Here is a 7831-nt window from a genome sequence, read left to right as displayed (position 1 = left end):
TCGGCAACAGGCTCTGCGGCGGGCTCGGGAGCGGATTCCGCCACCACGGACTCGGCGACAGCAGGCTCGGCGACAGCGGCAGGAGCGGGAGCGGACTCCACCACAGGGGTCGCCACGGCAGCGGGCTCCGACTCAGCGGGCTCCGACTCAGCGGACGCCGCCACAGGCTCGGGAGCAGGCTCGGCAACAGTGGTCTTGGCATCCCCGCCAACCACGGGTTCAGGGTCCACCGCAGGCGCGGGCACGGGTTCCGCCACCGCGGCGATCGCCGGCGCCGCGACGGGGACATCGGTTCGGGGTTCCGCATCCTCGACGGGCGCGGGGTCGATCTTCGTGGCAGGCTCGACCTCCGAACCGGCCGGAGCGCTCCGGCGCTCCAACTCGGCGCGCAGCCCGCGAATGGTGCTCCGCAGGCGGAGCCAGGTCAGCAACGCACCGACGCCGAACGCGGCGGCGCACAAGACGAACACTTGGGCGAACAACCAGAACACCCCTACTCGTTGGCTCCGCTTACCGGCGGCGAGCACGTCGGTCAGCAGCTTGGCACCGGCCGTTGCCACCGGGGCCGACGACCCCGCTTCCACCGCTCCGGGCTGGGCCCGCAGGGTGGAAAGATACATTTCACCGGAGCAGGTGAATCATGCCGCCCTGCGCACCGCCTCCACCCGGCACCCGCACCGGCTGCACACCGGGTGCTCGTTGATCGGGATCTCCGCCAGCAGCCTGCGGGAATCGTCGAAGGTCGGCACCCGCAGCCCCGGCACGAGCAGGCTGTCGAGCACCTCCTGGTAGCGCCTGCCCCGTTCGCGTGAGCGCTGCACCGGGTCGCGCAGCCGCGCCCGCACCCGCTCCTTGGACGCCTCGCGGGCCCGGTTGCCCTCCTCGCCCAGCGGGACGGCGGGGCGGGGCTGGTTGAGCCGGGCGTTGCGGCGGTTGATCCGCCACCACCGCCCTAAAGTCATGCCCTCCACAGGGGGGCGCGCTCGCCGCGCGCCCCCCTCCCACCACGACCGCAGCCGCGCGCGGAGGAAGTCGTGCGCAACCTGGTCGCGATGCCTGGGAGCCCCCTGCCTGGCTCCGTCGGGCCTGCGGTCCACGGCCATGAGCAGGGCGTCGACGCTCCACCCCTCGGCGAACCACGGCGCCGCCACCTCGCGCAGCGCACCGCGGTGGGCGTCGGCCCAGCCCGCCCGGAGGCAGAACGCCTCCACGGCCGTGTCGATCTCGTGGTCGGTTTCGGGGATGACACGGCCGGGCCACTGCCGCGGATCTAGTCGCACGCGCATCGCTTGGCTCCTTCCGAACACGTACCGAACACCCGTTCGAGATAGTGCCACTGACCACCGACAATTTCGGGATGCCAAGTTCTGCTTATATAAACCATCCCTTAAACGCGCTGGTCACAGCGATGTCGCGAAAACGCTGTTGTCACCCTGATGGCGGGTTCGCGCGCTCCGGCTGCCCACCCGGCGAGCCCTGCGGGTTCGACTCGCGGAAGGGGTGATGTCGGCGGGGCCGCGGGTACCCGTGGCCACATGACGGACACCTTGTGGGACGAGTTCCACCGAGTCGTGAACATGACCTCGCTCGAACTGGAGGAGTGGCTGCGCACCCGGTCGGCCGATGAGGACGCCGAGCAACTGCCCGACCAGGCGGGCACGCCGACCGGCCAAGAGGTGCTGCGGGTGCTGCGCAAGCGGCGCACCGACCTGACCGAGCAGGACGTCCTGGTGATGCGGAAGGTCGTCGACCGGGTGCGCGCCGAGCGGCGCGAGGACCTGGAGCCGACCGCCGGACAGGCACCGTGGCGGCACCGGCTCATGTCGATCGGGCACGACCCCCTCAAGCCCGCCTGACGCCCGTGGCGGGTTCGCGAGCGCCACCACCCGGTGGTGCTCGCGAACCCCCGGCCGCTCAGACGCGGGTCGCGGGCACCTTGTCGGCGTCGCCCAGGCGCACGCCCGCTTCCGGGATCAGGCCGAACTGCACGACCTGGCGGCGTGCCAGCAGGTCGGTCAACCAGTCCACGGCCACCCGCAGCCGGTTGCCCGGCATCGCCAGCAGGTGGTAGCCGCGGGCCACCACCTTGGCCGGGAAGCCGGTCAGCGGCACGCGCAGCGGGTCGGCGACCGCCTGCGCGCCCGCCAGGTCCACCACGAACCCCAGGTCGCGATGCCGGTAGCGGCCCACCCGCCCGTGCCCGAGCGACGCGGCGACGTTGCGGCCCGCGAGCTTGCCCTGCCGCTGGGCGTGCTGCGCGGTCATCGGGGTCGGCTTGCCACCGTTGTGCACGTCCGGGACCGCCGCCACGTCACCGGCCGCGTACACGCCCGCGCGGCCCCGCACGGCGAGCGTGTCGTCGACGACGACACGGCCCTTCTGGTCCGGCAGGCCGGACGCCTCTACCAGCGGGTCGGGCCGCACTCCCACGCACCACACCACGGTGCGGCTGGGGACCTCCGAGCCGTCGGTCAGCTTCACGCACCGCTCGGTGACCTCCTCCACGCTGGTCTCCAGCCGCACCTCCACGCCGCGCCGCTCCAGCACCCGCCGCGCCGGGGCGGACAGCCGCTCGTCCAGGCCGGGCAGCACGCGCGGGGCCAGGTCCACCAGCACCCACCGCACGTCGGCCTCGGTCAGGCCGTCGCGGTGGCGCAGCGCCTCCCTGGTCAGCCGCTGTCCCTGGGCCACCAGCTCGGTGCCCGTGTAGCCCGCGCCGACCACCACGAACGTGGCGCGGCAGGCGCGCTCGGCCGGGTCGTCGGCCTGCTCGGCCAGCTCGATCTGGCGCACGACGTGGTCGCGCAGGAACACGCTCTCCGCGATGGACTTGAACCCGAACGCGTGCTCGGCCACGCCGGGGACGGACATCAGCCGGGTGACGCTGCCCGCGGTCAGCACCAGCCGGTCCCACTCGACGGTCCGCTCGCGGCCCTCCACGTCCACCACCGCGCAGGTGCGCGCCTCGGGGTCGACCGCGGTGGCGTTGCCCAGGACCAGCCGGGTGCGGGGCAGCTTGGGGCGCAGCGGCACGGCCACCCGGCGCGGGTCCAGCGACCCACCCGCGACCTCCGGCAGCAGCGGCACGTACAGCATGTAGTCGGTGGGGTTGACCGCCACCAGCTCGGCGGCGTCCGGTGGCAGCGCCTTCTCCAGCTCGCGCAGGGCGTGGTAGCCCGCGAACCCCGTCCCGACCACGAGCACCCTCGGTTTCCGGTCCATGCCACGTCCCTTCGCGCACCGCGATCGGAGAAGCTGGGTACCCCTGGTCCGGATTGGGTAGACATGCACCATGACGCTGGGTCTGCCCAACGGGGTATCCGCCTGCTTGTTCGACTTGGACGGCGTGCTCACCAGCACCGCCGTGCTGCACCGCCAGGCGTGGCGGCGCACGTTCGACGACTTCCTGCTGCCACGCGGGGAAACGGGGTTCACCGAAGCCGATTACGTGCAGCACGTGGATGGACGGCCGCGCTACGACGGGGTGCGCACCTTCCTCGCCTCCAGGGGCATCACGCTGTCCGAGGGCTCCCCCGACGACCCGCCCGACCTGGACACCGTGCACGGTGTCGGCAACCGCAAGAACGCGCTGCTGGACGAGATCATCCGCACCGAGGGCATCTCCCCCTACCCCGGTTCGGTGCGCTACGTGCAGGCCGCGCAGCGGGAGGGGCTGGCCATCGCCGTGGTGACCTCGTCTGCCAACGCCGAGAAGGTGCTCGACGCGGCCGACTTGAGCAGGTACGTGCAGGCTCGCGTCGACGGGCTGGTGATCGTGCGGGACGGTCTGCGGGGCAAGCCCGCGCCGGACTCGTTCCTGGCGGGGGCGCGGGCGCTGGGCGTGGCCCCGGCGCGGGCGGCGGTGTTCGAGGACGCGCTGGCCGGTGTCGCGGCCGGGCGCGCGGGTGGTTTCGGGTACGTGGTGGGCGTGGACCGGGCTGGTCAGGCCGACGCGCTCAAGGCGAACGGTGCGGACGTGGTGGTCGAGGACTTGGCGGAGCTGCTGTGACGGGAACGGGGTACGACGTCGAGCCGTGGGTGCTGCGCTGGCGGGGGCTCTCGGTGGTGGACCTGCGCCGGACGGAGTCGACCTTCGCGCTGGCCAACGGGCACATCGGGATGCGCGGCACGCTGGACGAGGGCGAGCCGCGCGGTCTGCCCGGCACCTACCTCAACGGCTTCTACGAGGAGCACGAGCTGCCCTACGGCGAGGGCGGCTACGGCTACCCCGAGGAGGGCCAGACGGTCGTCAACGTCACCGACGGCAAGGTGTTCCGGCTGCTGGTGGAGGACGAGCCGCTGGACATGCGCTACGGCCGTGCGCTGGCCCACCACCGGGAGCTGGACTTCCGCTCCGGCACGCTGCGCAGGTACACCGACTGGGAGTCGCCCACCGGCAAGCGCGTGATCGTGCGCTCGGAGCGACTGGTGTCGCTGACCCAGCGGGCGGTCGCGGCGATCCGCTACGAGGTCGAGCCGCAGCAGGACGTGCAGCTGGTGGTGCAGTCGGACCTGCTGGCCAACGAACCGGTGGACAGCGAGTCCGGTGACCCCAGGGTGGCCGCGGCGCTGGACTCGCCGCTGGTGGCCGACTTCGCGCACGCGGAAGGGGCCCGCGCGGTGCTGGCTCACCACGCGCGCCGGTCCGGTCTGCGGATGGCCGCGGGCATGGACCACGAGGTGCACCTGGCCAAGGACGGCGTGCGCACCTCGATCCACGCCGAGGAGGACCTGGCCCGGTTCACCGTGGCCGCGGACGTGCCCGCCGGGCAGCGGTTGACGGTGGTCAAGTACCTGGGCTACGGCTGGTCCGGGCAGCGGTCGGTGCCCGCGTTGCGCGCGCAGGTGGAGGCCGCGCTGGAGGGCGCGCTGCAGACCGGCTGGGCGGGCCTGCTGGCCGAGCAGCGGCGGTTCCTGGACGACTACTGGGAGGTCGCCGACATCGAGGTCGACGGCGATCCCCAGCTCCAGCAGGCGGTGCGGTTCGCGCTGTTCCACATCCTGCAGGCGGCGGCCCGCGGCGAGACCCGCGCCATCCCCGGCAAGGGGCTGACCGGTCCCGGCTACGACGGCCACGCGTTCTGGGACACCGAGACCTTCGTGCTGCCGGTGCTGACCTACACCGTGCCCGACGCCACCCGCGACGCGCTGCGCTGGCGGCACTCCACGCTGGACAAGGCCAGGGAGCGCGCCGAGGTGCTCGGCCAGCGCGGCGCGGCGTTCCCGTGGCGGTCGATCAGCGGCGCGGAGTGCTCGGCGTACTGGCCTGCGGGCACCGCGGCGTTCCACGTCTCGGGCGACGTCGCGTACGCGGTGGCGCAGTACATCGACGCCACCGGCGACGAGGAGTTCGAGCAGCACTGGGGCGGCGAGATCCTGGTGGAGACCGCCCGGCTGTGGGCGTCGCTGGGCCACCACGACAAGGGCGACGTGTTCCGCATCGACGGGGTCACCGGGCCGGACGAGTACACCGCCGTGGTGGACAACAACACTTACACCAACCTGATCGCGCAGCAGAACTTCCGGTCCGCCGCGCGGGTGTGCCGCCGCCACCCGTCGGTGGCCTGCAAGCTCGGCGTGTCCGAGGAGGAGATCCAGTCCTGGGAGCGGGCCGCCGACGCGATGCTGCTGCCGTTCGACGAGGTGCTGGGGGTGCACCAGCAGTCCGAGGGGTTCACCTCGCACGCGGAGTGGGACTTCGAGGGCACCGACCCCGACGCCTACCCGTTGCTGCTGTCGCACCCGTACTTCGACCTGTACCGCAAGCAGGTGATCAAGCAGGCCGACCTGGTGCTGGCCATGCACCTGCGCGGTGACGCGTTCACCCCGGAGCAGAAGGCCCGCAACTTCGCCTACTACGAGGCCAGGACGGTGCGCGACTCGTCGCTGTCGGCGGCCACGCAGGCGGTGCTGGCCGCCGAGGTGGGGGCGTTGCAGCTGGCTTACGACTACCTGGCCGAGGCGGCTTTCACCGACCTGCACGACCTGCACCGCAACGTCCACAACGGACTGCACATGGCGTCGCTGGCGGGCGCGTGGTCGGCGCTGGTGGCGGGCTTCGGCGGGATGCGCGACCACGGCGGCGAGCTGTCGTTCGCGCCGAGGCTGCCACCGCACCTGACGCGGTTCGCGTTCCGGATGTGCTACCGGGGCACCCGGTTCGCGGTCTCCGTGGAGGACGGCTCTGCCACCTACCGGATCATCTCCGGCGGCCCGCTGCGCACTTCCCACCACGGCAAGGAGATCGTGGTGGAGCCGGGCGTCGAGCTGACCCTGGAGGTGCCCGAGCCGCCGACGCCGCCGAAGATCCGCCAGCCCGCGCACCGGATGCCGCGGCGGCGGTTGGCGGGCGGCTAGCGAGGTAGCGCCCCGCCCCCGTCGGGGCGGGGCGCTACCTGATCACCCCTGCGGCAGCCCGCGCCATGTCGCCGAGCAGGTGGCGCCTGCTGCGCAGCAGGAGCAGGCCCGCGACGACCGAGGTGGTCGGCGCGATCACCGCGATGGCGGCCTGGACGCCCCAGATCCCCTCGGCGATGCCGACGAGCACCGCCCCGCCGAGCCCGCCGACGACCGCCAGGTACAGGCTGACCACCGCGAAGGCCGTGCTGCGGAACGCCGCGGGGATCACCGCGGCGACGACGAGGCTCAACGTGACTATGCCCGCGAAGACCATGCCCTGGGTGATCATCCCGACGACGATGAACGTGGCGACGTTGGGCGAGTAGACCTGGACGGCCAGGCCGATGCCGAGCGTGGCCAGCGCCGCGCAGGCCACGTACAGCGATGCCTTGGGGCTGCGGCTGAACAAGCGGTCGCCGTAGGCGCCACCGAGCCCCGCGCCCACCAGCCCGCCCAGGGCGCTGACGGTGATGATCACGCCGCGCGCCGTGACGCCCTGGTGGAGGTGGTCTTCGAGGATGAAGCTCAGGTAGTTCGGCACCGTGATCGCGGACAGGCCGAACGCGCCGAGCGAGAGCATCGCCAAGTAGAAGGTGCGGATCTTCTTCAGCTGCCCGAAGGTGGCCAGCAGCGGCAGGGGCTTGGTCGTCGGCTCCCGGAGCGGCCCGCCCCCGTGCGCCGCCCGCCGCTCGAAGCCACCACGGGGCGGTTCGGGCAGTCGCAGCGCGGCCAGGCCCAGCAGCAGGGCGGGCAGGGCGAGGAAGCCGAACGCCCACCGCCACGGCTCGTGCTCCTCGGGGATGAGCGCCGCGAAGACCGTGGCCACGAGGGGCCCGGCGACGATGCCCACCGGCTGACCGCTGCGGTGGATGCCGAGCACACGCCCGCGTCCGGTCGCCGGGTAGGTGTCGGTCAGCAGCGCGGTCTGGATGGGGCCCTCGTTGGCCTTGCCGATGCCCGCGAGGATGCGGACGACGGTCAGCTGCCAGAGGTTCTGGGACAGGCTGAAGAAGGCCGTCGACGCGGCCCACACGAGGGTGGAGACGCCCGCGATGGTGGTGCGGCGGCGGCGGTCCGCGAGCACGCCGAGCGGCACCGCGCCGAAAGCGACCATGACACCGGCGAGCGCCGCGATGGTGGCGATGGCCGAGGAGCTGACGCCCAGCGAGTTGCGGATCTCGGGCGCGAAGACGCTGAACACCGAGCCGTCCACGCTGTCGAGCACCTGGAGGCCGAAGATCACGCCGAGCGTCATCGGTCCGCCCGCGGCCATGACCTGCTTGAACGTCATCTTCGGCGGGGGCCCGGCGTCGAGCGGGACCGCTGCTTGACGCGGGGCACCACCGCTGTCCGGCGCGGGAGGTGCGAGGGGGCGTCGACCTGCGGTCATGGCCCGGTCTTGTTCGGTCATCGATGCCCTTTCACGGCATTG

General features: G+C 72.6%; 7 protein-coding genes. 3 read left to right on the top strand and 4 right to left on the bottom strand.

Features of this window, described 5'->3' with window-relative positions:
* The coding region (locus tag IEZ00_RS25845; protein ID WP_506347072.1) for a LapA family protein at positions 1 to 620 on the bottom strand (620 nt) is incomplete at its 3' end.
* A gap of 18 nt (positions 621 to 638) precedes the next feature.
* Positions 639 to 1286 carry a hypothetical protein gene (locus IEZ00_RS25840; RefSeq protein WP_189225921.1) on the bottom strand — a complete coding sequence of 216 codons (648 nt, stop codon included), beginning with the start codon at positions 1284 to 1286 and terminating at the stop codon, positions 639 to 641.
* Positions 1287 to 1535: 249 nt separating this feature from the next.
* Between IEZ00_RS25840 and IEZ00_RS25835 the strand changes: the two genes are divergently transcribed.
* The gene (locus IEZ00_RS25835) at positions 1536 to 1856 is read left to right on the top strand and encodes a DUF3140 domain-containing protein (RefSeq protein WP_189225920.1); all 321 of its coding nucleotides are present in this window, start codon (positions 1536 to 1538) and stop codon (positions 1854 to 1856) included.
* A gap of 58 nt (positions 1857 to 1914) precedes the next feature.
* On the opposite strand, the gene IEZ00_RS25830 is transcribed toward IEZ00_RS25835, so the two are convergent.
* Positions 1915 to 3222 (bottom strand): NAD(P)/FAD-dependent oxidoreductase, encoded by a 1308-nt coding sequence (locus tag IEZ00_RS25830; RefSeq protein ID WP_189225919.1) that lies wholly within the window; start codon positions 3220 to 3222, stop codon positions 1915 to 1917.
* Positions 3223 to 3292: 70 nt separating this feature from the next.
* On the opposite strand from IEZ00_RS25830, the gene IEZ00_RS25825 reads away from it, so the two are divergent.
* Together IEZ00_RS25825 and IEZ00_RS25820 are read left to right on the top strand one after the other, a co-directional pair.
* On the top strand, positions 3293 to 4009 hold the full coding sequence (locus IEZ00_RS25825) for a beta-phosphoglucomutase family hydrolase (protein WP_189225918.1): 717 nt from the start codon (positions 3293 to 3295) through the stop codon (positions 4007 to 4009).
* A complete protein-coding gene (locus tag IEZ00_RS25820) occupies positions 4006 to 6357 on the top strand; it encodes a glycoside hydrolase family 65 protein (RefSeq protein ID WP_189225917.1) in 2352 nt (783 codons plus the stop codon). The genes IEZ00_RS25825 and IEZ00_RS25820 overlap by 4 nt, the downstream gene beginning before the upstream one ends.
* Positions 6358 to 6391: 34 nt before the next feature.
* Here the strand turns inward: IEZ00_RS25820 and IEZ00_RS25815 are convergent, their stop codons facing one another.
* A complete protein-coding gene (locus IEZ00_RS25815; protein WP_189225916.1) occupies positions 6392 to 7690 on the bottom strand; it encodes an MFS transporter in 1299 nt (432 codons plus the stop codon).
* Positions 7691 to 7831 lie beyond the last annotated feature (141 nt).

The sequence above is a fragment of the Saccharothrix coeruleofusca genome, assembly GCF_014648515.1.
GTDB classification, from domain to species: domain Bacteria; phylum Actinomycetota; class Actinomycetes; order Mycobacteriales; family Pseudonocardiaceae; genus Actinosynnema; species Actinosynnema coeruleofuscum.
This window is presented reverse-complemented; position numbering and strand designations above follow the sequence as displayed.

What these genes read in the sequence shown, in the direction of transcription:
- IEZ00_RS25840 (WP_189225921.1), bottom strand. Translation starts at nt 1,286, where the DNA reads ATGCGCGTGCGACTAGATCCGCGGCAGTGGCCCGGCCGTGTCATCCCC.
- IEZ00_RS25835 (WP_189225920.1), top strand. Translation starts at nt 1,536, where the DNA reads ATGACGGACACCTTGTGGGACGAGTTCCACCGAGTCGTGAACATGACC.
- IEZ00_RS25830 (WP_189225919.1), bottom strand. Translation starts at nt 3,222, where the DNA reads ATGGACCGGAAACCGAGGGTGCTCGTGGTCGGGACGGGGTTCGCGGGC.
- IEZ00_RS25825 (WP_189225918.1), top strand. Translation starts at nt 3,293, where the DNA reads ATGACGCTGGGTCTGCCCAACGGGGTATCCGCCTGCTTGTTCGACTTG.
- IEZ00_RS25815 (WP_189225916.1), bottom strand. Translation starts at nt 7,690, where the DNA reads ATGACGTTCAAGCAGGTCATGGCCGCGGGCGGACCGATGACGCTCGGC.